This window comes from Trichocoleus desertorum ATA4-8-CV12 (assembly GCA_019358975.1).
GTDB classification, from domain to species: domain Bacteria; phylum Cyanobacteriota; class Cyanobacteriia; order FACHB-46; family FACHB-46; genus Trichocoleus; species Trichocoleus desertorum_A.
Map to the genome: position 1 here is coordinate 160,154 of JAHHIL010000002.1, position 26,964 is coordinate 187,117.

Annotated in this window: 26 protein-coding genes; 15 read left to right on the forward strand and 11 right to left on the reverse strand. The window is 47.8% G+C overall.

The features are described 5' to 3' along the window. Window positions 1–39: 39 nt before the first annotated feature. From KME12_03305 to KME12_03320, 4 genes are all read left to right on the forward strand, one after another. Window positions 40–1,134: a glycosyltransferase gene (locus KME12_03305; protein MBW4486800.1), complete on the forward strand. Its 1,095-nt coding sequence runs from the start codon at window positions 40–42 to the stop codon at window positions 1,132–1,134. An 84-nt stretch (window positions 1,135–1,218) separates the two neighbouring features. Then, window positions 1,219–2,277, forward strand: coding sequence for a glycosyltransferase (locus KME12_03310; protein MBW4486801.1), 1,059 nt, complete (start codon window positions 1,219–1,221; stop codon window positions 2,275–2,277). Window positions 2,278–2,363: 86 nt separating this feature from the next. Continuing rightward, window positions 2,364–3,284, forward strand: coding sequence for a beta-1,6-N-acetylglucosaminyltransferase (locus KME12_03315; GenBank protein MBW4486802.1), 921 nt, complete (start codon window positions 2,364–2,366; stop codon window positions 3,282–3,284). 115 nt (window positions 3,285–3,399) lie between these two features. Continuing rightward, window positions 3,400–4,452, forward strand: a complete 1,053-nt coding sequence (locus tag KME12_03320; GenBank protein MBW4486803.1) for a hypothetical protein — start codon at window positions 3,400–3,402, stop codon at window positions 4,450–4,452. A gap of 73 nt (window positions 4,453–4,525) precedes the next feature. Here KME12_03320 and KME12_03325 read toward each other — a convergent pair whose 3' ends face one another. The 4 genes from KME12_03325 to KME12_03340 all read right to left on the reverse strand — a co-directional run bounded on the left by KME12_03325 (window position 4,526) and on the right by KME12_03340 (window position 9,564). Then, window positions 4,526–6,544 carry an ABC transporter ATP-binding protein/permease gene (locus tag KME12_03325; GenBank protein ID MBW4486804.1) on the reverse strand — a complete coding sequence of 673 codons (2,019 nt, stop codon included), beginning with the start codon at window positions 6,542–6,544 and terminating at the stop codon, window positions 4,526–4,528. 283 nt (window positions 6,545–6,827) lie between these two features. Further along, the gene (locus KME12_03330; GenBank protein ID MBW4486805.1) at window positions 6,828–7,574 is read right to left on the reverse strand and encodes an NUDIX hydrolase; all 747 of its coding nucleotides are present in this window, start codon (window positions 7,572–7,574) and stop codon (window positions 6,828–6,830) included. After that, complete coding sequence (locus KME12_03335; protein ID MBW4486806.1) at window positions 7,535–8,164, reverse strand: nicotinate-nucleotide adenylyltransferase; 630 nt, start codon at window positions 8,162–8,164, stop codon at window positions 7,535–7,537. Before KME12_03335 ends, KME12_03330 begins: the two co-directional genes overlap by 40 nt. Window positions 8,165–8,220: 56 nt before the next feature. Further along, window positions 8,221–9,564, reverse strand: a complete 1,344-nt coding sequence (locus tag KME12_03340; protein ID MBW4486807.1) for a nicotinate phosphoribosyltransferase — start codon at window positions 9,562–9,564, stop codon at window positions 8,221–8,223. 478 nt (window positions 9,565–10,042) lie between these two features. On the opposite strand from KME12_03340, the gene KME12_03345 reads away from it, so the two are divergent. After that, window positions 10,043–10,192, forward strand: coding sequence for a hypothetical protein (locus KME12_03345; GenBank protein ID MBW4486808.1), 150 nt, complete (start codon window positions 10,043–10,045; stop codon window positions 10,190–10,192). A 281-nt stretch (window positions 10,193–10,473) separates the two neighbouring features. Here the strand turns inward: KME12_03345 and KME12_03350 are convergent, their stop codons facing one another. Further along, a complete protein-coding gene (locus tag KME12_03350; GenBank protein ID MBW4486809.1) occupies window positions 10,474–11,139 on the reverse strand; it encodes a hypothetical protein in 666 nt (221 codons plus the stop codon). A 369-nt stretch (window positions 11,140–11,508) separates the two neighbouring features. Next, complete coding sequence (locus KME12_03355; GenBank protein ID MBW4486810.1) at window positions 11,509–12,213, reverse strand: SEC59/DGK1/VTE5 family protein; 705 nt, start codon at window positions 12,211–12,213, stop codon at window positions 11,509–11,511. A gap of 219 nt (window positions 12,214–12,432) precedes the next feature. Between KME12_03355 and KME12_03360 the strand changes: the two genes are divergently transcribed. The 5 genes from KME12_03360 to KME12_03380 all read left to right on the forward strand — a co-directional run bounded on the left by KME12_03360 (window position 12,433) and on the right by KME12_03380 (window position 19,328). Next, window positions 12,433–13,359 carry a TIGR01777 family oxidoreductase gene (locus tag KME12_03360; GenBank protein MBW4486811.1) on the forward strand — a complete coding sequence of 309 codons (927 nt, stop codon included), beginning with the start codon at window positions 12,433–12,435 and terminating at the stop codon, window positions 13,357–13,359. Between the two features lie 8 nt (window positions 13,360–13,367). After that, window positions 13,368–13,664: a hypothetical protein gene (locus KME12_03365; GenBank protein ID MBW4486812.1), complete on the forward strand. Its 297-nt coding sequence runs from the start codon at window positions 13,368–13,370 to the stop codon at window positions 13,662–13,664. 220 nt (window positions 13,665–13,884) lie between these two features. Then, window positions 13,885–16,242 carry a DNA helicase PcrA gene (gene pcrA, locus KME12_03370; GenBank protein MBW4486813.1) on the forward strand — a complete coding sequence of 786 codons (2,358 nt, stop codon included), beginning with the start codon at window positions 13,885–13,887 and terminating at the stop codon, window positions 16,240–16,242. Window positions 16,243–16,322: 80 nt separating this feature from the next. Then, complete coding sequence (locus KME12_03375; GenBank protein ID MBW4486814.1) at window positions 16,323–18,992, forward strand: PAS domain-containing protein; 2,670 nt, start codon at window positions 16,323–16,325, stop codon at window positions 18,990–18,992. An 84-nt stretch (window positions 18,993–19,076) separates the two neighbouring features. Then, the gene (locus KME12_03380) at window positions 19,077–19,328 is read left to right on the forward strand and encodes a hypothetical protein (GenBank protein ID MBW4486815.1); all 252 of its coding nucleotides are present in this window, start codon (window positions 19,077–19,079) and stop codon (window positions 19,326–19,328) included. A 112-nt stretch (window positions 19,329–19,440) separates the two neighbouring features. On the opposite strand, the gene KME12_03385 is transcribed toward KME12_03380, so the two are convergent. Continuing rightward, entirely contained in the window at window positions 19,441–19,917 is a 477-nt protein-coding gene (locus tag KME12_03385; GenBank protein MBW4486816.1) for a hypothetical protein, read from the reverse strand. 196 nt (window positions 19,918–20,113) lie between these two features. Beyond that, window positions 20,114–20,716, reverse strand: a complete 603-nt coding sequence (locus KME12_03390; protein ID MBW4486817.1) for a hypothetical protein — start codon at window positions 20,714–20,716, stop codon at window positions 20,114–20,116. A gap of 350 nt (window positions 20,717–21,066) precedes the next feature. On the opposite strand from KME12_03390, the gene KME12_03395 reads away from it, so the two are divergent. The 4 genes from KME12_03395 to KME12_03410 all read left to right on the forward strand — a co-directional run bounded on the left by KME12_03395 (window position 21,067) and on the right by KME12_03410 (window position 24,356). Continuing rightward, window positions 21,067–21,702 carry a hypothetical protein gene (locus KME12_03395; protein ID MBW4486818.1) on the forward strand — a complete coding sequence of 212 codons (636 nt, stop codon included), beginning with the start codon at window positions 21,067–21,069 and terminating at the stop codon, window positions 21,700–21,702. A gap of 52 nt (window positions 21,703–21,754) precedes the next feature. Then, window positions 21,755–22,273, forward strand: coding sequence for a 2-amino-4-hydroxy-6-hydroxymethyldihydropteridine diphosphokinase (gene folK, locus KME12_03400; GenBank protein ID MBW4486819.1), 519 nt, complete (start codon window positions 21,755–21,757; stop codon window positions 22,271–22,273). A 12-nt stretch (window positions 22,274–22,285) separates the two neighbouring features. After that, window positions 22,286–22,834, forward strand: coding sequence for an NUDIX hydrolase (locus KME12_03405; GenBank protein ID MBW4486820.1), 549 nt, complete (start codon window positions 22,286–22,288; stop codon window positions 22,832–22,834). Window positions 22,835–22,916: 82 nt separating this feature from the next. After that, entirely contained in the window at window positions 22,917–24,356 is a 1,440-nt protein-coding gene (locus tag KME12_03410) for a deoxyribodipyrimidine photo-lyase (protein ID MBW4486821.1), read from the forward strand. 3 nt (window positions 24,357–24,359) lie between these two features. On the opposite strand, the gene uvsE is transcribed toward KME12_03410, so the two are convergent. Both uvsE and KME12_03420 read right to left on the reverse strand, forming a co-directional pair. Continuing rightward, on the reverse strand, window positions 24,360–25,292 hold the full coding sequence (gene uvsE, locus KME12_03415; protein ID MBW4486822.1) for a UV DNA damage repair endonuclease UvsE: 933 nt from the start codon (window positions 25,290–25,292) through the stop codon (window positions 24,360–24,362). Between the two features lie 51 nt (window positions 25,293–25,343). Further along, on the reverse strand, window positions 25,344–25,631 hold the full coding sequence (locus tag KME12_03420) for a hypothetical protein (GenBank protein MBW4486823.1): 288 nt from the start codon (window positions 25,629–25,631) through the stop codon (window positions 25,344–25,346). Window positions 25,632–25,894: 263 nt separating this feature from the next. Between KME12_03420 and KME12_03425 the strand changes: the two genes are divergently transcribed. Further along, entirely contained in the window at window positions 25,895–26,527 is a 633-nt protein-coding gene (locus KME12_03425) for a class I SAM-dependent methyltransferase (protein MBW4486824.1), read from the forward strand. 47 nt (window positions 26,528–26,574) lie between these two features. On the opposite strand, the gene KME12_03430 is transcribed toward KME12_03425, so the two are convergent. Beyond that, entirely contained in the window at window positions 26,575–26,919 is a 345-nt protein-coding gene (locus tag KME12_03430; GenBank protein ID MBW4486825.1) for a hypothetical protein, read from the reverse strand. Between the last annotated feature and the right edge of the window lie 45 nt (window positions 26,920–26,964).

Here is a 26,964-nt window from a genome sequence, read left to right on the forward strand (position 1 = left end):
TAGTGATATTCGTACAAATTACCTATTCTGATTACACCCATGACTAGCCAGTTACCCCCGATTTATTTTTATCTTCCTCAAGCCGACTGGCCTGTCGGTAATATGCTCGAGAGTACGAACAGCTATCAAGAGGTTTATAAAAATTGCCGTTCTACGGGAACGTTCAATTGGATCTTACAAACCTACCTTCGCCTTAAAGAGAATGGTTTTCCTTGCGAACTGGTAGGAAGCATGCCTACTGAAGGGATTGTCGTTGCTGGTTTGTCTTCTGTCCCCCCCGATCTACGTCCTAGGCCCAAGCTATTAATTGTGGTGCCGTATGGCGATAAGACTCCCCATCCCTACGCTCAAGTCCATGTAGTTCAGAACCCTCAGGAAATCCTTAAACCTTACCGCTTACTAGGAGACAGGTATCTATTGCCTGGAGAAAAGTATTATATTCCCCACTGGCCACAACCAACTTTAATTCCTCGCAATCCTGATCGAGGCGATCGCTTTGAGACGATTGCTTTCTTTGGCCGGGAAGTCAATATTGTTCCAGAGTTCAAACACCCACAGTGGCACGAGCAGCTAGGTCACTTAGGACTACAATGGCGCCTTATCAGTAACGTAGAGTACTGGAATGATTACAGCGAAGTAGATGCAGTCTTAGCAGTACGTAGTTTTAATAAACAAGGGGATTACTACTGGAAGCCAGCTTCCAAGTTGTATAACGCTTGGCATGCGGGTGTACCAGCGATTCTAGGTTGCGAATCAGCTTACCAAGCAGAGCGGAAGAGCGATTTGGACTATATAGAAGTTGCTTCATTAGATGAGACGCTCTCAGCACTTAAACAACTCAGAGATGATCCAGAATCGCGCCGAGCGATCGTTGCCAATGGAAGAATGCGCGCTGAAGAAACCCAACCTGAAAAGCTGATTGCGCGCTGGCGAACCTTTTTTGCAGATGTAGCAGTTCCAGCTTATGAACGCTGGTGTAATGGCTCAGAATGGAGCCGAGAAACGTTTTTGATGCGACGACAGCTGGCAATTGAGACACAGGATATGCGGAAAAACTTGCAACAAGTTCGTAACTATTTAGGACTGCGTAGCCGTTTCCGCACAGTTATGTCTCGTGTTACTGGTACTCCTTAAGGATTTATGCCAATTTTCAAGCCTTAGTATTATTAGTGTTTATCCATTATTACCTTGCTTGGCCTCCACTTTTTTCCGTACCCTATGCCTGGAAAGCTACCACCAACTTATTTTTATATCCCTGAGGCCGATTGGCCTGCTGAGATGCCTAAGCATGCTAGTACCTATTGGCAATGGCAGTGTTCTCAGGTAGGTAGCCGAGGGATCTATAACTGGACGCTACAAACCTATTTGCAGCTTCGAGATGCAGGCTTTCCGTGTGAACTAGTTGGAACATTGCCCACTGTGGGTATCCTGGTTGCCCACCGAGATTCGCTCCCTGATGAACTGCGACCAGGACCGCAATCGCTAATCGTTTGCATTCAAGGCGATAAAGCTCGCCACCCTTATGCACAGCTACATCTTGCACAAAATTCTCAAGAGGAAATGCTAGTTCGTGGAATCAAACTTTGGCAGAGCTACTACATTCCCTTTTGGCCCCAACCTGGTCTGATTCCTCGTGACTCTAGCGGTGGCGATCGCTTTGAGAATATTGCCTTCTTTGGTCGAGAGCGTGAACTAGCTGCGGAACTAAAAACTTCAATGTGGCAAGAGCAACTGAGTCAATTAGGCTTGCAGTGGCAGATTGTTAGTCGCGATCGCTGGCATGATTACAGCCAGGTTGACGCTATTTTGGCAGTACGAAATTTTGGTAAGCAAAGTGATTACCAATGGAAACCTGCTTCTAAATTAGTCAATGCTTGGCATGCTGGTGTACCTGCTATCTTGAGCCGTGAATCAGCCTACCAAGCCGAGCGCCAAACAGAGTTGGATTACATTGAGGTCAACTCAATGGCCGAAATCTTAGCAGCTCTAAAAAAACTACGGGATCACAAAGAGTTGCGAGCAGCAATGGTCGAGAATGGCAGATTACGGGCAGAAGCGATCAAACCTACTAAACTAGCTGAGAAATGGAGTGATTTCCTCAAGGATGTTGCCGTTCCAGCCTATGAGCGTTGGTGCGGAGACCCTAGTTGGCAACGGCAAACCTTTTTGACTCAGCGCTATTTAGCAGTTGAAACAAAGGATTTGCGGCACCAAGCACGAATTATGCGATCGCGAATCTCAGGCCCAATCAAAACAGTTTTAGGACGCAGCAAATAATATTTTTCTTTAGTACCATTTTTCATACCTAGAGGAAAAGGCGGAGGGTGCTTGAGCCCCTCTAAGAGCATAAACTAAACGACTACATGACAACTTGCTATTTCATCCAAACTCATAAGCATCCAGAACAAATCTATCGGCTTGTTCGAACGATCAAACGGTCTAGTCCAACCGCAAAAATATTAATTGGGCATGACTTCATAAATTGTCAGTTAGATTTTTCACCATTGCGTGACCTACCAAATATTGATCTGCTTAAGATTAATTTTTCCGTAAGGCGGGGTAGATTTTCTCTCCTGCAACCATACCTTAATGCTATCGAATGGCTGCACCAGCATAATCAGGAATTTGATTGGTTGGTCTACCTATCAGGGCAAGACTACCCTACCCAGTCACTACATCAGATGGAACAATTTTTAAGTGACAGTGGCTACGATGGATTTATGCGCTACTGGGACATTAACTCTCCAGAAAGTCCTTGGGGAGCAGAAAAAGGACACAGGCGTTATTGCTATCACTATTATGAGTTACCAGATAAATTAGCTAGATGGTTCTTTGTTCGTAGGTCAAAAATTGAACGACTGTCACCTATCCGATTTTATCCAACCTATGGTTCTCTAATAGGATTACCAGCCCGATCAGTGCCATTTAATGAGAAATTTGTCTGCTATGGTGGCAGACAGTGGCATTCTCTGTCCAGAAAGTGTATTAATTTCCTCAGAAATTTCTTCATACAGGATCGATCTCTCATTAATTACTACCAACGAACGGTTGTTCCCGATGAGTCTTTGATTCAAACAATATTAGTGAATAGTGGTTTATTCCATCTATGTAATGACGATAGACGTTATGTTGATTTCTCAGGCGACCAAGCAGGACATCCTCGAACATTAACTGTTCAGGACTATGAGACGCTTAAAAGCGAAAAGTTCTCCTTTGCTAGAAAGTTTGATCTCAATGAAGATGTAGAAATTTTAGATCTGCTTGATGCCAAAATTTTCGGCTAAGTAAACTCTGATTTTTTATTTAATAGAAGCTACTAAAGTAGAGACCGTTAAAGCCAGAATTAAGATTTATTTAGATGGGTACTTCAACTTAAATTAACAAGTATCAGGCACTCCTATGGTTCAAACATTGCCTCCCATTTACTTCTACATCCCTTGCCAAGATTTCCCACCTGATGGACTTCCAAAAAATATGGCCGAATATTGGCAATGGAAGTTTTCAGTTTCTGAAAAGTACCGAAGTGGCAAATATGATTGGGTTTTGCAGACATTCCTCTACTTACAGGAAGCTGGCTTTCCTTGCCAGCTAATTCAGCACTTACCAGAGGAAGGAATCCTAGTTTCTCATCGGGACTTTTTAGCATTTGATCTACAGCCTCAGCCGAAGGTGCTGATGGTTTGCATCCAGGCAGATCGCCCTAACCATCCCTATGCTCAGCTTCACATCGTTCAAAATTCTCAGGATCCCAAGCAGCAGCAACTCAGCAACTTTTGGGAGAGCTATTACATTCCTTTATGGATACAGCCTTCGTTAAAGCCACGCTGTTCTGAACGCGGCGATCGCATTGAGAATGTGGCTTACTATGGTATCAAATACAACTTGGCAGCGGAACTAAAAGATCCCGCTTGGCAAGAGCAACTACAAGCTCTCGGGCTGAATTGGCAAATAGTCAGACCTGAACAATGGCATGACTATAGCAATGTAGACGTCCTGATTGGCGTACGTAGCTTTGAGTATGACGGACAGTATCTCTGGAAGCCTCCTTCTAAGTTATTGAATGCTTGGCATGCAGGCGTTCCAGCAGTTTTAGGTTGTGAATCTGCATTTAGGGCGCAACGACAAAGTGACCTTGATTATCTCGAAGTTCACTCCCCAAAGGATACGCTTTCAGCACTAAAGCGATTGCAGAATGAGCCAGAACTCCGCCGAGCTATGATCGAGCACGGCAAAACCCGTGCCAAAGATAGCCAACCTGCAAAGATGGTTGAGCGTTGGTGCAACTTCTTGATCAATACGGCAACGCCAGCTTATTACCGCTGGGTGAATGCGAACCCCTGGGGACAGCAAACTTTCCTCAAGCGTCGCTACCTATTGATTAAGACTCAAGGTTTGCAGCGTCGTTTGCGATCGCTCGTCAGCCCTATTTCTGAGAATGGCAACTGGAACTAAGCGTTTTTAAAACCTACAAACTATAAGTTAATTTCGTGAGATTTATGGCTTATAGGCTCCAATATCCAGGAAGTTAAACTGGAGACTTCATCTCGGTTGTATCTTCAAGAGACTCTAAAGTTTGTAGTAGCTTAACTGCCGAGTAGTAGGCTTCTTCCGTAAGTTCGTTGGCTTCTTCTGGGTTTTCCGTCATACCATCAACGATCAGCTTTAAGGAACCAATCATGGAATTCAGCCGACTACGAATTTCATAAGAGGTTTTGGATAAAGCGTCATGCTTGCTGACTTTGAGGGCTTCTTGGGTGTCCTCGGAAAACTGCATTAGACATAGGCGGGCATAATAACCACCTTGTTTTAACAGCTCTTCGTGGGAACCTAGCTCTACAACAGAGCCTTTTTCCATTACCGCGATTTGATGCGCTTTTTGCACCGTGGAGAGTCGGTGAGCAATCACTAAAGTGGTGCGATCGCGGCTCAGTTCGTCTATAGCTTGTTGCACTAAGCGCTCCGACACTGTATCCAAGGCGCTGGTTGCTTCATCCAAGATCAAGATTTCCGGATTACGCAGAAGGGCACGAGCAATGGCAAGGCGCTGACGTTGGCCCCCAGAGAGTAAAACACCGCGATCGCCTAAAGGTGTATCAAAGCCTTGAGGCAACTGGACAATAAACTCGTAAGCATTCGATCGCTTAGCCGCCTCAATTACATCCTCATCGGTGGCATCCTCTTTACCATAGGCAATATTGTTACGGACTGAATCATTGAACAAGAAGGTGTCTTGGCTAACGATCCCCATTGCCCTTCTTAGGGATTGGAGATTAAACTCTCGCAGATCTTGGTTGTCTATAGTGATGCGGCCTTCCGTAGGCTCATAAAACCTAGGCAACAAATCAGCCATCGTTGACTTTCCGGCACCAGAGGCTCCTACCAAAGCCAACGTTGTTCCTCGTGGTACCCAGAGGTCTACATTTTTCAAAACTAAGCTGTTGCGGCTAGGATAAGCGAACGAGACATTTTCAAATCGGATGCCCTGCTCTAGTTTCTTATAGGCCACCGCACCACTTTGCATAAAGGGTTTGTTGTCGCGACGGAGGAAATCAGTGACGCTCTCCACACTAGCCGAGGCATTCGCAAATGCGTTCCGGGCGTTGTTTAACTGACTGATAACGGGAAGGAGCCGAAAGAGGACAAATAAGTAAGTCAGTAATACAGCCGAGACAGCTTCTAGTTGCTGGAAGAAAAAAGTCCGCCCCACAAAGAGGATTGCTAACACTGCCAGCAGTCCAGACATTTCGTTCACGGGTCCGATCGCTGCAGAGTTAGCCTGAGATTGAAACTCAGCCTTCTCTCGGATCAGAATCAAATTCTCAAGTTGCTTATATTCTTTTTCTTCATTGCCAGCAGCCTTAATGAGGCGAATACCAGTTAAGACATCTAGCAAGCGACTAGAGTAAACGCGGGCGATCTCGGTTAAGGTACGACCAAATTCTTTAGAGCGATGAATCCAGTATTGATTAGTTAGATTAACTAGTGAAAGTAAGCCTGTAGCAACCAAGGTCAACTGCCAGGATATTGATAGTAATATGCCAACAAATACCAAGATGGTGGCAACAGTTGAAACGAGTTGAAAGATAATTTGAACTGACCTGGCAGTTCGACTGACTTCATTACCAATTCGATTCGTAATATCACCAATCTTAATTCGAGTGTAAAAGTCTAAATCAACTTCTAGAAGAATTCTCAATCCTTCTTTTCTGAGATCATTGACTAACAGACGAGCTAAATGACCTGCAGACAAGGAGTTAACATATCCAGTTATATTTTTGAGAGCAATGGCAAATAGAATGGCCCCCAGCATTAGCAGTAGTCGATACTGCTCAGGAGCACTATCAAACAGACCCATAATTCTTCGGATGATGGGTGGGCCACTATTCAAAACCACATCTTGACCTAAAAAGCCCAGGACTACAGGCACAATTAGAGTGGTGCTAACACCGTTAAATAAGGCTCCTGAGAAGCCCAATATAATGGTAATGAAATTCCAAAATGGGTATCGGAGAGCGTACTTTATCAGTAACTGGTTGGGAGACATTCAGTGTTTCCTGTTTGTTTCCTGCTAATGGTTTCTAGCTAACAACAAATATTTTTTTATATCTAATATCTGAGATTGTCATTATCTCATTAAAACTTATTTTTGAAGTCGCCATTTCAAGTTCTAGAATTTAAAGCTTCTATTTTCTGTGCCCAACGATGCACTAAATGATGCACTAAATATAGTTGGTTCCGCTATATGTTAGTCAATCTATTTTGGTGATTAGACGCACTCTCAAGGCTGCTTTATGTATTCTTCAAGGCGGTGTAAATATTAAGTGAAGTTAAATGAATACAAGCGGTTTGTCTTTCAACGGAGCAAAGGCATTGGCATCAAAGCGGTAGAGACTTGCGGGGCGTCCTGCTCCTCGCGACACCTTGATACCAGTGTCGTAGAGAAAGCCGAGCTTGAGCAGACGAGAGCGAAAATTGGAATAGTCAGAAAAATTCTCGCCTAGTACAGTTGTATAAAGTTGGTAGAGGTCGTTGAGCGTAAACAGGTCCGGTAGTACCTCGAATGCTATAGGACTATATTCCAGCTTGTTACGAAGTCGTTGATACCCATATTGCAGAATTCGATTGTGGTCAAAGGCTAGTTGGGGTACTTGCTCTAGGGGATACCAGGCAATACCGCTCACACCATTGGCAACCAGTTCTGCTTCTTCGAACCGTACGAGGGCAAAATAGCTAACTGAAAGATAGCGCACGCCATAGCTATCCGGGGCTTCTCTGGGGTCGCGACCCAGTTCACCAAAGGTATAAAGCTGTTCTAGGTAAAGGTTTTTGACACGAATTTTTTCAGCCAAAATCCGATAGGCAGCTTCTTCTAGGGATTCTCCCTGTCGCACCAAGGTTCCGGGCAAACACCACTGACCTAGAAATGGCTCCTCTTGCCGCATGACTAATAAAGCTAGGAGGCGGTTCTGAAGGGTATCGACTGAGAAGATGACGTTGTCTACTCCAACTTTGAAGTCCGCTAATGCTGTTTGGGTTACCGGATCTGCACTCTTTTTGGGGCGGTGTCCTGGCATGCGTACAATTGCTCTTGATGAATATAGGCTTCAACGGTTGGGGATAATGCTTCTGATTGGCCTGCTTCGCGGTAGGCGGTGGAGGAAATGGCAGGGCCAGTTAAGTCAGCGATCGCAACTTTTGCACCCAGCCGCCTTAATTCCGCCAAATCATTATCCTTTAGAGGGTAACCTGGCCGTGGAATAACCAAAAGCTTGACTTGTTGCAGTAAGTCTTCTATTCGATACCAAGTAGGCAATTGAGCCACTAAATCTGCCCCGATCGTGAGGGTGAGATCTGCATCAGGCCATTGCTTACGTGCCTGGTCTACGGTGATCAAGGTCCGAGGGCTGCTAAGTTCTGGCTGCAAACTAATATTGTGCCGTGGCGGTTCAATATCCTGAATCAACAGCCGCAGCATAGCGCTTCGATGCTCTAGAGGCGTTTGATGAGATTTGAAAGGATTATCAGAAGCCCACACCGCGACGTAGTCAAAGTGTTGAGATAACCAGCTTAAGATCGCTTGATGCCCAGCGGTCGGTGGGTCAGCACTAGTGCCAAAGAGAGCAATTTTTAGCATAGGGAGTGACAAGGAAAATGGGTGAGTCATAAAGGAGCATCCAATAGAGGCAGGAGTCTAGAGGTAGGAGTCGCAAATCGTGACTGTTAGGCGTGGCGGGTTTTGTCTGTTAGTTCTAGGAGATGAGCGGAAATTTCCACAGGGGACGGGGATGGGCGATCGAGGCGACGTAGCTCTGCGGGCAAACTAGCCACTGCTGTGGCTGTGCGTTCAGCGATCGCCTCTAAGGATTCGGGTGGCTGTAAGCGCTCCCCTTGCTTAAAGACTGGTTGTAGCAATGGTTGCTCGTGCTGAGAAACTTCTGTAATCAACCCTAAGCGATCGCCCTGGATTTGTCCGTGTTCAAAGCGGCGAAAAATTTGCTTACGCCCTGGATAAGTTAGCTTACCGCTAGCCTCTTTCATGACAGGGAGACCATCCAGTTCGACTAACTTATACACGCCATTGACAGGCTCTCCAGTGACTAATCGGGTGCCTACACCGTAGCCATCGATGCAAGCGCCTGCGGCCCGCAGTTCTGCAATTTTCCACTCGTCTAGATCCCCACTGGCAAAAATGGGCACGCCTGGAAGCCGCGATCGCACTTGCTGAGAGAGCGCCAGCAAATCGCCAGAATCAATTCTTACTCCTTCCAGGGTCATGGTGCCAGCTTTGACTTGCTGAGCGAGTTGATCGGCAGCGGCGATCGTGTTGTAGGTGTCGATTAGCAGAGGAGCCCCCGGGAAGTAGCGGTGAAAGGCGGTAAACGCTTCGATTTCACTTCCTTGGACGGCAGCTAAAGCCATCACTAAAGAGTGAGCCATCGTCCCGGCGGGCTGACGACCGAGCTGGAAAGCTGCCAGCACATTGGAGGTGGCATCTAAGCCAGCAGCTAAAGCGGCTCTTGCGGCCCAGAGTGCGGCCTGGGGGCCAAAAGCGCGACGAGTGCCAAACTCTAGCAACACGGCTTGCTGACCCGCTGCATCTCGGATTCGGGCGGCGCGGGTAGCAATGAGCGTTTGGTAGTTCAGCACATTGAGTAGATAGGTTTCTACAATTTGGGCTTGCCACAAAGGTGCTTCGATTCTTAACAGCGGTTCGTTGGCGAAGACAACAGTCCCTTCTGGAACGGCCCAAACATCTCCGGTAAAGCGAGCCGTTTCTAGCAAGCTCCAGAAGCGATCGGGGGCTTGGCTAAAAATGCCACTGGCTTGTAGAGCTGCAATTTGCGTTGCACTAAATTTGAGTTGTTCTAAGTACTCCAGTGCTTGAGCCAAACCCATCGCCACTAGATAGCCAAAATTCTCTGGTAAGCGTCGCACGGTTAGCTCAAAACTAGCCCGACGCTGCTCAATACCTTCCCCGGTATAGCAGGCGGTCATGGTGAGCTGATAGAGATCGGTCAGCAAACTATAGTCTTCTGGCTGTAGCGTCAGCTCTAAATTGGCCACCCTTCTCTCCTAGACCAGCAAAATTTTCAGGTTTGATTCTTTGCAAGGCAGCAAGTTTGCCCTCAATCCCCTAGGTTGCCTCAACCAAGCAATTCAACCATGTTGCTTCAAATTACCTTTTCACAACTAGCTATCGATTGCCGTGTCAGTTGTTTCAAATTCAAATGGCCTTTTCTGGCAGGTTGGGTTTTGTTGTAACAGGGCCTTTGAATAATTATAGTCAAAATTACCAAAATTAGTGACTTGTCTGAGAGAAAACTAAGAAGTCTTAGGGCGATCGCAAGTCTTAGCTGACTCGGCACATCCTGATTAATTATCAAAGGTAAAGCAGTATCAAGAAGAGTAAATGGTGCTCCAACTAAGCTAAAGAATTATGCGCGTTACGGCTCTTTCTAAAGGAGTTGGCGATAATGAAGATATCAGGTTACATAGCTTGGTTTAGATCGAGTCATTACTCACTAATCTTGAGAGCAACCTTATGAAGTTACGTACAACTTTTAATGATTTAGTTCAGTTTGTTTTTGGCGCGGTTAGCCGGATCTTTAGCCCTACCGACGATGAGTATCCTGCGACTGGTGTCCAGCCTTTTGAAGGAGATGTGAGATCAAGTCGGTCTTATGATCGGTAGCCAATCAGGCGCTTGCCAGGTCTGCCCTGACCCAGAGAACCGAATCTAACCTCAATTATTGCAATCCTAAATTGCATAACTGCTGTTGTAAATTGTCTAAATTAATCTGTGACTTTTACTGGTAAATCTTTCTAGCTCGGTGAAGTACCCTATCTATTCTTCGCCGAGTTTAGTTCTGAGTATTTAGATTTATTAGGTTTAGTTTGTTTTATGAAATTTTGTAGCGATCGCTATGCAAATTAATTAGCTCGCATAAATCACATAAAACCTACATAAAACAATTAATCCGACAAAATTTCTTGAGTACAGTTGCCGCTAGAATCCCACTGCAATTCTGCTAATAGCAGAGCGTTGACCCCGATCACGACTCCAGTCAACAAAAATTGCCAAGCTGCAAAGTAAGGCAGGATGAAAATACCGAGAAAGTGAATGAGCGCTACTAAGATAAAAGCTCGCGATCGCATCCGCCAACCTGTGCCCAAATAACCCACTGCATTTAATCCCAGCCATAGCGGACAAAGCTGAAGCAGCATACTGCCCCAACCCAAAAAAATGCTGAGGTCAGTAATCACTAAACCACCTAGCATCAACCAAGCCCACCAGCGCAGCACCCATTTGAAATGCTCAAATTGGCTCCAAGGTGCTGTTAATCCATGCATGCCCAGGGTGCCTAAAACCGTTACGCCAGACCACAGAACGGCTTGTAAACTCCAGTTAATAGGTAAAAACTGAGCCGTTGCGAAGATAGCGATCGAGATGACTCCCCAGAGAATACAAGCTTGATCGATGCGTGTATAAAAGGTGGAAATAATTGTTTGACCACCTACTTGCCAATGAATTCGCCATAAACCGGGCAAATCCTCGATCGCAAAAGCAGATTCTTTAAAGCGAACTAAAGGAATATCGAAATTAAAAAAATTCAGATTAATTTGACTAACTAAATTCATTGACTTCAATAAGGTGATTGCAAATAAAAACGATGTCGTCCCTTTGATCGGAACGATACAATCATCTCTCCTCATGTATCGCCTTGAATCTATCGGCAGAAGCGGTTTAATGACTCTTAGAGTCTGCCAACAGAAGTACCTGAAGTCGTTAGCTTTTACGTTAGATGAATGACTGTAATCTCTAGACCCAGCTTAATGCTGCGCTAAAGACTAATAGCTTATGTGGGTTGCCAGATTGAAACTGTATCTGTTTTTACGCTCAAATTTGATTGAATCCTGACTTTTCAAAAGCATTAATTTTTTGATACAAATTTAACAAATAATCTAAGGCGTCAATTATTTATAATGAAACCAAATTTAGCTAATTTATTAGCTTGGAAAAAGAATTTTGTGTAATAAGAAACTTAAAGCTCCGCTGGCAATGGGTACGGTTAAGTTATCAATTCCAAACTTAGAGAAAGCTTCTAATCCAGCGGCAACGGTAGCCACTACCAGCGGAATGCACCAAGTTTGCCAAGTATTTCCTTGCACTCCAAACAAAATGGCGCTACTGACCACGTAGCTCACTGCTGCCATCGTCAATGATCCTTCCCAACTCTTTTGCATATCCCAGAGTTTGTAAGGATGGCGACCAAAACGGCGACCAATTAAAGCGGCGAGCCCATCTCCCCAAGTCATTACCAAGATGCCGAGAACTGCGTGCTGAGGCTGCTGGATGGGCCAGAACCAAGCAATCAACACCCCGATGCTGATGGCATAAAAAAAGGTGCCCCAGCTTTTGCGACCCACGCTGTTCATACTGGCCAAGATGGGGACGTAGTAAGAAATAAAGGCGATCGCGCTTGCCAAAATAGAAGCCGTAATTCCCATCCAGGCGGGAATCTGGAGCCACCAAGCCAGCAAAATGACATTGCCCACGCCAATATGGACGACTTTCCGCACGATCTCGGCATCGGTCTGAGTGTAGCGGCCTAGCCACTCTGCTAAGAGCACAACACAACTAAGCCAGACTCCGACAACAGTTAGCTGAACCCAAAAGCTGGGTGGGAAAACAAGGCCGAGTACTTCAGTCAGCAAAGCGAGAACACAGGTAGGGGTTCCTTTTCACTTTATTAGATCTTGGCTCGAATCTCGCTGCCCTAGCTAGGAGTGCGATCGCTAATTGTGCGCTTAACTACAGCTTCAGCTTCAGTTCTGTATACTGAGCTTTAAGTTTCTTTGCTGTTTTTACATCCCAGGTCAGTCTCCTTTAAGCCAGCTTTTTGAAGGCATTTTTAAGTAACGGAAGAGAATATGAAAGTTGCGATTGCAGGTGCCACAGGTTTTGTCGGGAGTCGATTAGTCGAGCGGTTACAGGCGGAAGGCCATCAAGTCGTCATTTTCAGCCGTGGTCGTGAGCGGGCTGAGCGGTTGTTTCCCGGCAGCGTTTTCTCAAATGTAGAGATTGTGCCTTATAACCCCACGACTCCCGGTGCTTGGCAGCAGGCAGTTGCAGGTTGTGATGGGGTGGTGAATTTGGCAGGGGAAGCGATCGCAGACGGCAGATGGATTGAATCTCGTAAGCAAGAGATTTTGAGCAGTCGCCAACTTAGCACCCAAAACATCGTGGCAGCGATCAACCAAGCCAACCCCAAACCTGCTGTGCTAGTCAACGCTTCAGCAGTGGGCTACTACGGCACCAGTGAAACCGCTGCCTTTGACGAAACCAGTGCTGCGGGTCAAGATTTCCTGGCTCAAGTCTGCCAAACCTGGGAAACCGAAGCCCAAAAGGTCAAGGATAGCGGCACCCGCTTGGTAATTGTGCGAATTGGGATTGTTTTAGGTATGGGCGGTGCATTGGCTAAGATGCTGCCTCCGTTCAAGCTGTTTGCAGGCGGGCCGATTGGTAGTGGTCGGCAATGGTTTTCTTGGATCCATCGCGAAGACTTGGTCAGTCTAATTCTGCAAGCGCTGACCCAAAGCGACCTGCAAGGGGTGTATAACGGCACTGCTCCTAACCCAGTCCGCATGGCTGAGTTTTGTCACGTGTTGGGCGAGGTGCTCAATCGTCCTTCCTGGTTGCCAGTCCCTGATTTTGCTTTAGAAGCTTTGCTGGGAGATGGGGCCAAGGTGGTTCTAGAAGGCCAGCAGGTATTGCCAAAGCACGCCCTCGCCGATGGCTTGCAATATCAATACCCTACGGTGAAGCAAGCGCTGTCAGAAATTTTGGCAACTAGCTAAAGCCGCTCATGCCCGCAGAAGATGCTCTTTTGGAGTTTAAGTATCAACTGCTGAGACTCACAGGTTCCGATCGGGCGATCGCGCTCTTACACTCTGTGATTCAGGCAACCATCTCTCAGGCATTAGAGCCAAAATTCACAATAGAGGCAGTTCAAGATATTGCGATCGCCTGTGAACCAATCGATAGTAAAGCGGCAGTAGCTGAGTTGCTGTCAACCTTGGCCCATCCCAATGTAGAGGTGCAAAGCTGGGCAGCTTGGGCTTTAAGTCAAATCGGCGGTGAAACGAGCGAGATGGAAAGTTAGTACAGGCGTTTCAGCAAGCTAAGCCTAGTATGGGGCTTTGGTAGAGGCGGATAGGCGTAATCATAGAGGACGGCGATCGCGCCTTACCAACCCACCCCTATCTTTCAGCAACCTTGTAGTATGTGAGATGGAGCTTGTGTTGGGTTAAAATGCCGCTTGCTCTGAAGCTGCCTAACCCAGTTTAATGAGTGTTCTTGCTCGCGATCGCACCTAGAGTTTTATGACTGCCACCACTGACTTTCTCGGCCATCTCAACCCTTCGCAAAGACAAGCCGTGGAACATTTCTGCGGGCCGCTGTTGGTGGTAGCAGGAGCAGGCTCAGGCAAGACGCGCGCCTTGACTTACCGCATTGCCAATTTGGTACTGACGCACCGAGTCGATCCAGAAAGCATCCTGGCCGTGACGTTTACCAACAAAGCCGCCAAGGAAATGAAGGAGCGGATTGAGCGCTTGTTTGCTGAGCAGCAAGCCCTAGATGAATTTAGCAAGCCCTTTCATTTGCTCGCGCCCTACGAACAAAAGCAACTGCGATCGCGTGTCTACAAAGGCATCACCAAAGAATTATGGATTGGCACCTTCCACGCCCTCTGTTGTCGCATTTTGCGATTTGACATTGATAAGTATCAAGACAGTAATGGACGTCAGTGGACAAAGAATTTTTCGATTTTTGATGAATCGGACGCGCAGAGTTTGGTCAAAGATATTGTCCAAAACAAGTTGAACTTGGATGACAAAAAGTTCGATCCGCGATCGGTGCGCTACGCCATCAGCAACGCCAAAAACGAAGGGCTATCGCCGCAAGAATTAGAGCAACAACAGCCCAACTTTAGAGGCCGCGTCATTGCCAATGTCTATAGCTGCTATCAAGATGCTCTAGCCGCCAACAACGCTCTAGACTTTGATGACTTGATTTTGCTCCCTGTAAAACTGTTTCAGCAGAATGAGCAGGTGTTGGCTTATTGGCACAAGCGGTTTCGTCACATTTTGGTAGATGAGTACCAAGACACCAACCGCACTCAGTACGACTTAGTACGCTTGCTGGTCACTAACGGTGCAGATTCCCGCGACTTTAAGAGCTGGGATTACCGCTCAATTTTTGTCGTGGGCGATGCCGACCAGTCGATCTATTCTTTCCGCAAAGCCGATTTCAAAATTTTGATGGGCTTTCAGGATGATTTTGGCGATCGCCTCCCCGATGACGACACGCGGACAATGGTGAAGCTAGAGGAGAATTACCGCTCCACCGAAAATATTCTCCAAGCTGCGAACGAACTGATTGAGAACAACACGGAGCGGATCGACAAAGTCCTGAAGCCGACTCGCGGTAGTGGCGAAACCATCTTCTGCCACCGCTCTGATGATGAAACCGCTGAAGCCGAGTTTGTGATTCAGCAAATTCGCACCCTAGAACGTCAGAACCCCGAACTTAACTGGGGTTGTTTTGCCATTCTCTACCGCACTAATGCTCAATCTCGCGCCTTTGAGGAATCCTTGGTGCGTTGGGGTGTGCCTTACAAAGTCGTGGGTGGCCTCAAGTTCTACGATCGCAAAGAAATTAAAGATGTGTTGGCCTACCTGAGAGCGATCGCCAATCCCGCAGATACCCTGAGTTTGCTGCGCGTGATCAACACCCCCCGACGGGGAGTAGGCAAAACCACAATCGATTCATTAACCAATGCGGCTCAACAACTTGGGGTCACACTCTGGGACATTTTGAAAGACGAAACTTCAGTCAAAACCCTAGCGGGGCGTTCGGCTAAAGGCGTGCTCAACTTTGCCAACATCATCCAAACCTGGCAAGAAAAAATAGAAACCATCCCCGCCACAGAGATTGTTCAAGGTGTATTAGAAGACTCTAGCTATATTCAGGACTTGCAGAACCAAGGTACAGACGAAGCTTTAGAACGAGTACAGAACGTCCAAGAACTTTACAACGCGGTGCAGCAATTTGAGGAAGACAACGAAGACAAAAGCTTGTCAGGTTTCCTCGCCAGTGCCTCTCTCGCCTCCGACCTTGATGACCTGAAAGAAGACGACGCTCGCGTTTCTCTAATGACGCTGCACTCCTCAAAGGGATTGGAGTTTCCAGTCGTGTTTCTGGTGGGCTTAGAGCAAGGCTTGTTCCCCAACTTCCGATCGCTCGAAGACCCCACGGCTCTAGAAGAAGAACGTCGGCTTTGTTACGTCGGTATTACTCGTGCCCAAGAGCGATTGTTCATTAGCCATGCCCGTGAACGTCGGCTTTATGGTTCGCGGGAACCTGCTAGTCCTTCGTTATTTCTAGCGGAGTTACCCAGAGAGTTACTCACCAGTAACGTTTCTACCGCCATCCCCACCCGGATGACCCAAGGCATTGCGGCGGCTAAACGCCAAGGTGTGGCTGTCGCGTCCTCTCGGCCCGATACTCATGAAAATGACTGGACTGTGGGCGATCGCATTGTCCACAAAGCCTTTGGGGTGGGCCAAGTTACGCATATCTTTGGTAAAGGTGACAAAATTTGTCTCGCCATTAAGTTTCCAGGCTTAGGTCAGAAAATTATTGACCCCAAGGTCACAGCATTGCAGCGGGTAGAATAACCCAATTTTGATGACGCTGCTTCTATCAACTACGGGAAATCTCTATATTAGGAATACCTACGATGTTTTAGAGGATACCCGTGCTTGACCCGTTTCACGCAGACGATGCCGCGAAGACGCGAGAGCAGCTCATTCGTGAATTGATGGAACTGCGTCAACGCTTAGCGGCAATACAAGCACCCCAGAACTTGGCATCCCCTGATCTGCCCTTGCCGCAGGGCTTTTGGGCGCTCACTCCTCACCTTGATGCAGTGTTTTGGGTCAGCCCAGTAGAAAACTTTCAAGTTATCTATGTTAGCCTTGCCTATGAGCAGATTTGGGGGCAAACTTGTGCCAGCTTCTATGACCATCCCTGGTCGATTCTTGATCCAGTCTATGAGAGCGATCGCCCCCTACTGCGTCAGGTCTTAGAGCATGCAGAAAACCACACTTTTGACTTAGAGCATCGCCTGATTCATGCTGATGGTTCCCAGCGGTGGATTCAGCATCAGGGTTTTGCGATCGTGAATGCTTCTGGACAGGTTGTGGCACGAGCAGGTATAGCTCAGGACATCACCGACAAGAAGCACGATCAAGCCTTGCAATTAGCGCAGCGGCAAATTTTAGAACTGATGACGGCGGGAGCGCCGCTCTCAGAGGTGTTAGCAGTTCTGACCCAAAAGGTAGAAGCGCAGTTGCACGAGTCGATTGCTTCTATCTTTCAGTTCGACCCCACCAGCAACCGACTAGGTTCAGTCGTAGCCCCTAGTTTGCCGCCTAGCTACCGCGAAGCCATTCGGGATGGTATTCCAATTGGTTTAGGAATGGGCAGTTGTGGCACCGCAGCCTACGAGCGGCACCCGATCGTTGCGTCAGATATTGCTCAAGATTCCCATTGGGTTTCTTACCGCGATTTTGCCCTCTCTCATGAACTCAGGGCTTGTCTTTCTATGCCCATCTTGGCTAGAGACGGCAGATTGCTAGGAACACTTGGAGTATTTTTTCGCACCTCCCGCACCCCCAGTCCCCAAGAATGGAAGTGGATAGAACTAGCGACACCACTTGCAGGCATTGCGATAGAACGGCAGCAAGCGGAAATCGCTCTCATCGAAAGTGAAGCTCGGCTCAATTTAGCCCTAGATGCGACTCGAATGGGCACCTGGGATTGGCATGCAGCGACTGATCAGGTGAATTGGTCTACCAGATGTGAGCGCTTGTTTGGTCTAGAATCAGGTAGCTTTCCTGGTGCCTACGCTGACTTTGAAGCTTATTTGCATCCTGAGGATCGCGAACTGGTCCGCCAAGCAGTCGAGCGAGCGGTGGCTTTGCGCCAGAATTTTTCTTACCAATACCGCATCTTCTGGCCAGATGGCAGCTTGCATTGGATCGAGGCAAAAGGAGACTTATTGTATGACGCTTCGGGTCAACCAGTCCGCATGATTGGCACTGTGGTAGAAATCACAGAACGAAAGCAGGCGGAAGCGGCCCTACAGCAACTTAATGCTCAACTAGAACTGCAAGTCCAAGAACGCACGGCCACCTTGCAACAAGCTTTGCACTTTGAGGCACTACTCAAGCGAATTACCGATAAAGTCCGCGATAGTTTGGATGAAAGCCAAATTTTGCAGACTGCCGTGCAAGAGCTGGGTCGCGGCTTGGGGACAGATTGTGATACTGGTTTATATAACTCCGACCAGACAATTTCTACGATCGCCTATGAATATGTGATTTCGATTCCCTCAGCTCATGGAGCGATCACAACAATTAGGGATTTTCCAGAACTCTATTCACAACTACTTCGAGGCCAGCATGTCCAGTTTTGCCGCACGGCTTCTCATTGGCCCCGCCCGCTAGAGTATCCTGTGCTGATTCTGGCTTGCCCCATTGTGGATGACCAAGGAGCGATTGGCGATCTATGGTTATTTAAGCCCACCGAGGCACAGTTTGGTGAGCTGGAAATTCGCTTAGTGCAGCAGGTGGCGAATCAGTGTGCGATCGCGATTCGGCAAGCTCGGTTATACCAAACAGCTCAACGCCAAGTTCAAGAGCTGAGAAGATTGGATACGCTCAAAGACGACTTCCTCAGCACAGTTTCTCACGAACTCCGCACCCCTGTCGCTAACATCAGAATGGCGATCGAAATGCTAGAAATTAACCTCGCTCGGGGCGGGGCTGTGGGTATCAGCGCTGATAAAGCAGCTCGATATCTCAAAATTTTGCGGCATGAGTGCGAAAGGGAAGCAGGACTGATTAACAACTTACTAGATTTGCAGCGCCTAACCGCAGAGGCACAGCCTCTCTATCTAGGTGTCATTGAGCTACGGATCTGGCTACCTCAAATCATGCAACCCTTTGAGGAGCGAGCCCAAGCGCAGCAGCAAAGTTTACAGTTAGAGCTGGCTCCTGATTTACCTCCTGTCTTGTCAGATGCTGCTAGTTTGGCGCGAATTTTGTCAGAGTTGCTCAACAACGCTTGCAAGTACACACCTAAGCAAGAGCGAATTAAGGTGAGTGCTACGGCGATCGCTGGAGGAATTGCGATCCAAGTGACCAATACAGGGATCGAAATTCCTGCCAGTGAGTTGCCACGAGTGTTTGACAAATTTTATCGAGTGCCCAGCGCCGATCCTTGGAAACAAGGCGGTACAGGACTAGGGCTAGCTTTGGTGCAAAAATTGGTAGACCATCTAGGCGGCGCGATCGCAGTTGTGAGTGAGGCGGGCCGAACCCAATTTACACTCACCCTTCCTCATCGCCCCCATCTGGTGTAACGAGTGCCAACTCAGTGCGGCAAGGTGCGATCGCCTCGATTACATTGAAAGAAAGATGAATTCAAGCAGAGGCACCTAGATAGGATGGCAAAGCATACACAAGCCCACATGGCCAAGACCTTGGAGAAGAACAGAGCCGAGGCTTGGAAGGATATGACAAAGCGCCAGATGGAATACTATATGGGCGCTAAACTTTTGGAGATTGGGGTGAACCCGAAGTCAGCTATTTACCGCTGGTCTATGGAAGACAAAGGAAGCAGCGAGGAGTGGACCTATAGCGCTTATTGGGGAGACTCGAAGGAGAAGCTGGAGCAGCAGGAAGCTCAGGGTAGTTAAATGGGCTAGGGCTGTGAGTCGAGATAGATCGCGCTATTGCTACTCCACCTCGATTCACAGTTTGTTTGAAAAACTTTGTAGATCCTAAAGCAGCTATTCAATAAAGTTCTTGCTATTTTGCAGCGGATGATGGGCAGTAATATTGCGGCCCTAAAGCATTGATTAATTCTGTACTCACCATATTTGCATCTGTGTAGATAGATGACCGGGAAACAGCTCTAGTCTGTAAGCGACGAATTGTATCTAAAGAAAGCCCTGCTTTGATGCCCTCACAAACACCCTTGGCTTCATTGATCAGAAGCTCAGGTGAACCTGCTGAAAGCTCTAACAAAAGATTACGAATTTTGGCGGGCTTGTTAGTCGTCAGGTTCCTATAGCCTGCAATAAAAGCTGAGTCTAGGTCAGGATTGACAGATATAGCGTCTGGCTTAAAGCCACAAACTGATTCAGATAGATTCACTGCTCTTCCTGCACCGTCCCTCATGAAGCAAAGGTAATCGACTTCTTCAGCAGTGACTTTTGGCAGTACAACTACGAGGACAAGGAAGGCGATCGGTAAACTAGTGATAGCAGAAAGCGTTTTAATCATGGAACTCTCCAGAAACTACTGTCCGAGTTACAAGCTCAATGGCTCTGGTGAATGTCTTATGTAGCTTTTGCAGTGGTCTGAATCATAAACAACTTCGGCTGAGGCAAGTAGGCGAGAAAGTTGCTTCAGCCGAGGTTGAGCGATAAATCAAACTGCGGTTAAATTTCTTAGAAGTCTTGAACTGATCTTAAAAGGCTTAGCGCTTAGTAATTGTCACGCCACCACTGGTGGAGGAATTTAAGCCAGCATAGTCATTCGACAAGTTTGCAATTAGATTGGTGCCATCTAGGTTAATGCTGCCAGAAACTTCAGCATCACGGTAGGCTCCTGTGTAGCGAGAGTTAGATGTGTAGCCAGGAGAATGGTAGTGATAACTACTTCTACCCCGAGCTAGGTCGCCAGTTCCAGTCCATGTCAAGTTTACGTTTAGAGTTTTAGTGGAATCCGTAGAGTAGTCGTACACTGGAATCGTTCCGGTCAGACTCGCTGATTGGAGAGCAGAGCTGCTATTGAAGTTTACGTCAGAGCTAAAGCCAGAGCCTGATGAGTAGCTGTCAGTACAGTAGTTATAGGTGTAATAGGAAACGAAGGCTTGATTTTGCGCCGTAGGCGCTCCTGGCTCAGTACGGCTAACGTTGTTGTACCCCGAAATGGAAACCCCGGTATAACTGCAATTGTCAGATGTGGAAAACGAGGCGGAAGCGCTCTCCCCCTTGACCCGATAGGTATCACTAGCTGCTGCCGCTGGGAGCGCGAGACTAAGTACTGCTACACCTGCTCCGATGATTAATTTCTTCATGATTAAGTAATTTTGGCTTGTAGTTGGGCTTGGGCTGTCTGCTTCATATGCAGGAGAACGATCCTCATGATGAAACAGTAAAGCGAGATACAGATTGACGAAAGCAGATTCCAGATATCCCTCAAAGTTTTTACTGAGAATTGCGCTGAGCGACCTGCCTTAGGAAAGAGGGATGCTCTCCTGGATTTATCTACGCTGTGAGCAGAATGGAGAAAATCAATGAGCTACCTATTAATTATTGTTCTGCTCGCTTGGGGCGCAGTTTACCTGTTTGCTAGGCAGGCGGGTAAGAATGACGCTCCTAAATAACTGAATCGGGTGGTTGATCTAATCGTGGTGTGAGACGAGCAATGCTCAGGAAAGTAGGATTGTGGCTACTTTGGATTGGCTTCATTGCTTATGCTGTCTTCCTTGCTCCTCCGTGGCAACCTGATGTGGGTCGGTTGCAAAACTTGTTAGCAGGGAACTGGACTGACATCAATGCATTGGTGCTAGCAATCTTTAGTCTGATCGGCATGTGGGTAGCGATCTATAGTTGCCTCATGTTTGTTGATGGCCGCATGCAAAGGCTTCCTGCTTGGCCGTTTATTTTAGGTTCGCTAGGGGCAGGTGTGTTGGGCTTGATTCCTTACTTAGCGTCTCGCGAGCCGAACCAACATTTTTCGGGGCCGAAGGATGGCTGGTTGAAGTTTTGGGATTCCCGCCGCACCGCATGGCTGATTAGCCTCAGTACGATCGCCTTTGTGGCTTATGGCATTTTGTTTGGCGATTGGGCGGGCTTTGTGCAGGAGTTTCAAACCAGTCGCTTTATTCATATGATGAGCTTGGCCTGCTGTCTTTTTGGCTTGTTATTTCCGACCTTACTAGGAGATGACATGGCGCGTCGGGGACTGAAGGATGCACGGCTATTCTGGACTGTGGCTTTGATCCCGTTGTTTGGGCCATTAGCTTACCTGTGTTTCCGCCCAGCTCTACCAGAAGCTTGAAAGGATTGGCGATCGCTGTCACTCTAAAGGCATCTGGTTTCGTTGAGTGAAGATGCCACAACCAATCCCTCTTAATCGCTCTCCTGAGGAATCACTTCATTCTGCCGCGATCGCTTTAGGCAGCAATTTAGGAGACTCGCAACAAACTTTAGAGTCGGCATTGGTGGCGCTAGACCAGACACCTGAAATTACTTGGCAAGCGCGATCGCACTGGTACGTCACTGCTCCGGTTGGCCCACCACAACCAGATTTTTTAAATGGCTGTGCCTTGCTCGTTACCACGCTGACACCGCAAGCTTTACTGGCAACTTTATTAGAGATAGAACAGCAGTTTGGCCGAGTCAGGCAGGAACGGTGGGGGCCGCGATCGCTCGATCTCGACTTGTTGTTCTTTGATGATGTAATTTTGGATACCGCTGACCTCACACTGCCCCACCCTCGCATGACTGAACGAGCGTTTGTGTTGGTGCCTCTGGCCGAAATTGCTCCAGATTGGGTGGAGCCAGTTTCTGGGAAAGCGATCGCAGACTTGGTTCAGACGGTAGACTGTTCTGGAGTGTGCCGATTGTGAGTTGGATGTCCTATGGGTTTTGGTTCCGAACCCCCACAACTATTAAAGCAACGCCTCTTTTACCGAGGCCGCAAGTTTAATTTCGAAGTCAACACCTTGCGTCTACCCAACCGGGCGGTGGGAGATTGGGAATGTGTGCGGCATCCCGGTGGAGCGCTGGCTGTCCCTGTCACCCCGGATGGCAAACTCATTTTGTTGCGGCAATATCGCTTTGCTTTAAAGGGTCGGATTCTAGAGTTTCCGGCGGGCACCATTGAGCCTGACGAAGATCCAGCAGAAACCATTCGGCGAGAAATCGAAGAAGAAACTGGTTATCGCGCCCGTAGTTGGCGGAAGCTAGGACAATTTTCTCTAGCTCCGGGCTACTCAGATGAGATTATTTACGCTTTTTTGGCTCAAGATTTAGAAAAGTTAGAAACGCCACCTGCCCAAGATGTCGATGAAGATATTGAACTGGTCTTGATGACTCCTGAGGAGCTGGAGCAAGCCATCTTAGCGGGACAGCCTGTAGATGCGAAGTCGATTTCCAGCTTCTTTTTGGCTCGCCCATTTCTAACCTAAAAATTGTTCAAGCCTGAGCGAAATTTGGCAGAGTTCAGTACAGTAGTACTGAAACAGTTCCTTGCAGTTGTTGTAAGCCCGGATGTCTGATCTAATTTTGTTTTGGCACCGTCGTGATCTGCGAATCACGGACAATATTGGCTTGGCTCAAGCGCGTCAGCAAAGCCCCAAAGTGGTGGGTGTGTTTTGCCTTGACCCTAATATTTTGCAGCGCCATGATGTGGCTCCTGCCAGAGTCACGTATATGATCGGCAGCTTGCAAGCACTGCAACAGAGCTATGCCCAAGCGGGAAGTGAGTTACTGATTGTACAAGCTGATCCTCGTGTGGGCATTCCTGCCTTAGCAACGGCCCTCAATGCCCAGGCAGTGTTTTGGAATTGGGACGTGGAGCCTTACGCCCGCCAACGCGATCGCGCAGTTCTAGAAGCGCTGCACGAAAAAGAGATTAAAGCAGTTAACTTCTGGGATCAACTGCTACATGCGCCGGAAGAGATTCGTTCTGGTTCAGGCAAGCCTTACACGGTCTACACACCTTATTGGAGAAACTGGAATAGTCGCCTCAAAGCCGAACCCGCAGCCACTCTGCAAGGCGTAATGGGTTTAACGTCAGCCGAACAAGCAATAGCGCAACAAGCAGGCGCGATCGCTCTACCTACGGCTAAAGATCTAGGCTTTGTTTGGGAAAACGAACTGGTTTTGTTGCCAGGTGAAAAAGCGGCCCAAGAGCGACTAGACGGATTTTGCGATCGCGCTTTGTCTGGCTATGCTGAGCAGCGCAACTTCCCGGCAGAAGATGGCACCTCTCAACTTAGCGCTGCGTTGAAGTTTGGCGTGCTGGGGGTGCGTCATGTTTGGGCAGCAACGGCAGGAGTGATGGAGCAAGCCCGTAGCGATGAAGCTAGAGATGGGGTACAAACTTGGCGGCAAGAACTAGCATGGCGCGAGTTTTATCAGCATGTCTTGTACTTTTTTCCAGAAGTAGCAGATGGCCCTTACCGTCAACCACTCAAAGATTTTCCTTGGCAAAATAACGACGACTACTTGCAAGCTTGGTGCGAAGGCAGAACAGGCTACCCAATGGTGGATGCAGCCATGCGCCAAATGAACGAAACAGGCTGGATGCACAATCGTTGCCGCATGATTGTGGCTAACTTCTTAGTCAAAGACTTGATCATCAATTGGCAAGAAGGAGAAAAGTACTTCATGCAGAAGCTGTTTGATGGCGACCTTTCCGCTAATAACGGTGGTTGGCAATGGAGCGCCTCTAGTGGCATGGACCCCAAACCGCTCCGAATTTTTAACCCTGCTAGCCAAGCCAAGAAATTTGACCCAGATGCTGCCTACATCCGTCATTGGCTACCAGAACTGAGAAGTATTGATACAGAAGATTTGCTCAGCGGTAAAATTTTGCCACTAGAGCGCGATCGCTGTGGTTATCCTACCCCGATTGTGGATCATAACCAGCAGCAAAAATTATTCAAGCAGCTCTACCAACAACAGCGAGCGGGAGCTGTCGTTTAGCACTTATCGAGATGGACTCCCTACGGGTGCAGGAACCAACCATTCCTCGCGGAGCTTGGCGATCGCTTGCTCTTTTAGTTTGGCTTCCACCTCAATCCAAGGCACCTCACGGTAAGCACTAGGCATGACGGTGATGAAGTCGCTGTGGTGAGGATCGGCAAAAGCATCACAACCATTGGAAATATGCACGAGTTGCCATTCGGGCTTAGGCCATGTGGTACGGGCTGCCAGTACCATCTCCGCAACGCTGGGATGCTCGTAGCTCTCTAATTTTTCGTGGATCACATGATGGTGAGCGTCAAACACCATTGGCACTTCAGCCGCCCGACAGACCGCTAAAATTTCCTCAGCACTGTAAGCGTACTCGTCGTTTTCTAGCGCCAAGCGGCAACGAATTCCATCGGGTAGATTGCGGATCACTTGCACCAACCGCTCTGCCCGATCGCCTTTGCCGCCATGAATTTCCATCATTGCCCAAGGCGATCGCGGCAAACCCAGCAAATCGAAAGTTCGGGCTTGAGTGCGGAGAATTTTAATACTGTTTTCGATCACATCTGGCTTGTCGGAACTGAGTACCACAAACTGATCAGGATGGAGCACCACCCGAATTCCTAGGGCTTGAGCGCGATCGCCCGTCTCCCGCAGCGCCTCCTGAAACTCCAGCAAGATAGCTTCACCAATCGGCTCATCCGCAAAGGGAAACAGAGCTGAGGTGAGCCGATAGAGCCGAATCCCTTGCTCCACACAGAAGTCTAACGCCAAATTAAAGCGGCGTAGATTATCTGCATAGAGTTCTCGCAGCGATCGCTCTTGCTCTGGTAACTCTAGCTGCAACAACCGCTTCCGAGTCATGGCCCGATAGCGCACCTGATTGGACGAGGTAATGCAGACCAATCCCAATTCAGGCAAGGGGACTGTAGTTGGCTGTGGGCTCATCTAGATTTGGCTCTCTATACAGCGTCGAGTCGGGCTTACTCTTCTACATGCTTACTCTTCTACATACATAGGGGGTTCGATCGCGAAGTTGTCGATCCGACCAGACTCATCGATCACGTAACCATCCGTGGTCTTGAGGTCAGTGTTTTCTTCCTGCTTCACCGCAGCGTTTAAATTCTTTACGTTCTGAGCTACATCTACGTTGGAGGGAATTTCTTCATCAGCGGGATTCACAGCAGGGTTTTGGGCCATCTGCACCCCAAACTGATCGCCACCCGCACCTTTGCCAGGTTGAGCGTCTTCAGGATTACCAACGTTATATTCTTGTTCTTGACTCATGGTGACTATTCTCCGTATTTAGCATTGAGGCTAGCTGGGCAGAATTAGGCTCCTATTTCTGAGCCTTCAGTTCTGCTGCCACAAGTCATGCAGCTAGCGCATCCAACGCCTATAAAGCTATCCCAGTTCTCTGGTAGGGTGATTCCTTCGGCGGTAAGGGACTCGGCTTGAGCCTCCTATGCCTTGAGTAAGGTTCCGATCCCCCCACACTTGTAGTCTGCGATCGCGAGAATAAAAGAAACGCTTTGCTCGCTGCTAAACTCATGAATCTTTTTTCCTGGAACCAAAAATCTTGGAATAAAAAGCAACTGTTCGATCACTGGGCTCCCAGTTATGACTGGCTCTTTCCCTCGGTGTTTTACCAAGCCATTCATCAGCGATTGTTGGAATATGTCCAGCTAGGCGATCGCGCTGAAGTCTTAGATTTAGGCTGTGGCACTGGGCGCTTACTGCATCGTTTAACCAAGCAGTTTCCCACCGTGCAAGGCACAGGACTAGATCTGTCGCCAGAAATGCTACGGCAAGCTCAACTGCGACAAGCTCACCACCCTCAGCTCACCTATGTTCAGGGTAATGCCGAACAATTACCTTTCGCTGAGGCACAGTTCAATGCTGTGTTTAATACGCTTAGCTTTTTACACTATCCGCAGCCAGAGCAAGTTTTAGCAGAAGTGAGCCGCGTCTTAAAGCCAGCAGGTTGCTTCTACCTGGTTGATTTGACTTGGCAGCCTTGGTCAGACGCCCAGATTCTCCTGATCTCACCGGGTGACATTCGGCTTTACAGCCGGCAAGCCCGTGAGCACTTGGGACAACAGGCAGGACTAATTTGCCAAGGTCATCACTATTTGCTCGGTCCTGTAATGCTGACGCACTTTACTAAACCCAAAGATGCCTGAATCCCATTCTGTTGTCTGTTAGAAATAGATCGCTACAAATAGTAACGCTAGTCACAGATTAAAGACTCAAACGTGGCTCTCAAAGCCTGGAGATCTGCGATTCTAGCCACAATTAAGTTCTCTTGGCCTGCATCTTCCAATCGATGTTTCCAAAGGTGAATTTTTTCAGAATTATTCATCCAAAAATCGACTACAGTTTGCACCACTTGATCTAAGTCCCAATTACGTTTGGGTGGTACTGTTTCGACGGATTGAATAAAAGAATCCAGGGTACAGCGGTAAGAACCGATGTATTCCACACCAGGTTCTAGTTGCTTCTGAATAATTTCTTGTTGGTGATTGAAGAAATGTAAAATGGGTGAGACACCTAGGACTTCAAATGTGTATGTCATGTGAAACTCCTAAAGAGTTTTTACCGTCCCTTATGAGAAATTAAT